Below are 2,414 nucleotides of genomic sequence, written 5' to 3' on the forward strand. Positions count from 1 at the left end.
ATTTGCTCTGTTTAACTTATTTTTTTTCAGCGGCAGTTTCTGCGGCGACTCTGACGGTTAATGTTACCGACGCTCAAGGCGTGATGCTCAGCGATAGCGTAGTAGAGTTAATCTCTATGTCACCAGCTAAAGCAACGGTGTCAACTTTATCACATTACGAAATGCGCCAACAAAATCGAGTGTTCTCACCTTTTGTATTGGCTGTGCCACAAGGTGCCAATGTTGATTTTCCTAATTTAGATCGTACTCGGCACCATGTTTATTCCTTTTCTGAAGCTAAACAATTTGAGTTAAAATTGTATGTAGGCACCACTGAAGACCCTATTGCATTTGATAAACCTGGTTTAGTTGCCATTGGCTGCAATATTCATGATTACATGCAGGCCTTTATTTATGTAGCCAGCAGTCCTTACTTTGCGGTGAGTGATGCACAAGGTAAAATCCAATTAACAGATTTACCTGCCGGCGAATACCAAATCAACATTTGGCATCCTTGGCAAATTACTGCAAAACCTTCATCTTTGGCCGTGCTAAGTAATGACGATAATCAATTAACGCTTAGTATTGATGTTGAACACCAAGCTAAACCATCATCGCCACCTAGTGGCTTTGGTAGTTACCCTCAAACAAGCGATACCACGGGACAACATGCCAACTAGTTTTCGCAACCGGCTGATAATAGCTTTCCTATTAATACTGACGTTAATGCAGTTAACTACTGCGTTGTTTGTATTAAGTGCAACTCAGCGAGATTTTCGCCAACAACAAACTCAAAACCTTAATATTGGTTCCAATATTTTTGTTGAAATGTTGTCGAATCGAAGCGATCAACTAAACCAAAGTTTGTCGTTACTCAGTGCTGACTTTGGTTTTAAGCGCGCGGTGGCGACTGGCGAACAAGACACTATATCGTCAGTGTTAGCCAACCATGGCAGACGTATAAATGCCGATGCAGCTATTTTATTATCTCCAAAGGGACAATTACTGTCATCAAGCTTACAAGGTCTCACTGCAGCCAATATTGATGAGTTATTTGCATTAACCAAAAACCGTTCAACCACGTTCGAAGTTTTTAATTATGACCACAGTAGCTACCAATTTGTGTTGCAACCCGTCAAGGCGCCTACATTAATAGCGTGGGTCGGCATGGGCTTTACCATGGACAAGAATGTCGCAAACCAAGCCAAAACCATTACCGGAATTGATATCAGTTTTATCAACCAGTCAGCCGGCAGAATTGAAATAGTCTCGACCCTAGCACAAGCTCAACAACAAGATGTTTTAGCGCGTATTAACCTACTAGCAAAAACAGTGGATAAAGTCAGTGATGACATACCATCAGATTATTTATCTACTACCATCGCGTTAGATAAAAATAGCGGTCATCAGTGGGCTGTATTACATCAGTCAAATGTTAAGTGGCAGCAAAATTACGATGCCCTGCGTAATAACATGTTAATTATATTCGCGATTACGTGTTTTCTAGCGTTTATGGTTGCCGCCTGGTTTTCTGGCGGATTGACCAAACCCATTTATGCGTTAGTTAATTTTGCTAGCAAAGTCGGCCAAGGTGAAAACCCTCCGCCGATTAAAGGTGCACCCGCTGAATTACAAGTATTAGCCAACACCTTATCGATAATGCGTGAAAATATTGAATCGCGCGAAAACGATTTAGTTTATCAATCACAACACGATAACCTCACGGGTTTATATAATCGCTTGGCTGCAAAACAACAACTCAGTATGCTGCTGAGTAAAATGCACGGCAGTTTAGTGATGATCGACATTAAAAACTTTCGCCACTTAAACAACATTATTGGATTTGCCAATGCCGACGACCTGTTGGTGTTGTTTGCCAGTCGCTTAGAAAGCTTATCCCCAACAGCCCAATTAATATCGCGCTTGGATGGCGACTCGTTCTTGTTGCTATTTCAACCGAGTATTCCGCTTGAAAAGCTTGATAACTATCTACGCCAATTAACCCATCCATTTTCTATTCAGGGTTCAAAAATAAGTGTCAATGTGCGGGTAGGTATTGTTGATTTATCCAGTGACTACGACTGTAATGACATCGACACGTTAATTCGCCATGCCGAAATTGCATTAAATCAAGCCCGAGTGGAATCATTAGGCATTGCCACTTATCAACAAGGCGAAGATGAACGCTATTTACGTGAGTTAATGATTATCCGTGATTTACCGATTGCCTTAACGCAAGGTCAGTTACATTTGGTGTTTCAACCTAAAGTGAATATTCAGACCAATCATTGCCATGGTGCAGAAACCCTGATCCGTTGGCAGCACCCTGAATTAGGGTTTATCCCGCCGGATGAATTTATTCGCTTAGCGGAAAATTCAGGTAATATTTCGATGATCAGCGACTGGGTATTAAATACCACCATTAAGCAGCTTGC

Annotated in this window: 2 protein-coding genes; both read left to right on the forward strand. The window is 41.5% G+C overall.

The window, feature by feature from the left end; translation table 11 throughout:
• The first annotated feature begins 2 nt into the window (after positions 1–2).
• On the forward strand, positions 3–659 hold the full coding sequence (locus H5202_RS20690) for a methylamine utilization protein (protein ID WP_182773720.1): 657 nt from the start codon (positions 3–5) through the stop codon (positions 657–659).
• Positions 649–2,414: diguanylate cyclase domain-containing protein (locus tag H5202_RS20695; protein ID WP_182773721.1), on the forward strand; the 1,766-nt coding region annotated here is incomplete at its 3' end. The genes H5202_RS20690 and H5202_RS20695, both read left to right, overlap by 11 nt.

Origin of the sequence: Shewanella sp. SG41-4 (genome assembly GCF_014164505.1) — a bacterium.
In the GTDB taxonomy this organism is placed as follows: Bacteria; Pseudomonadota; Gammaproteobacteria; order Enterobacterales; family Shewanellaceae; genus Shewanella.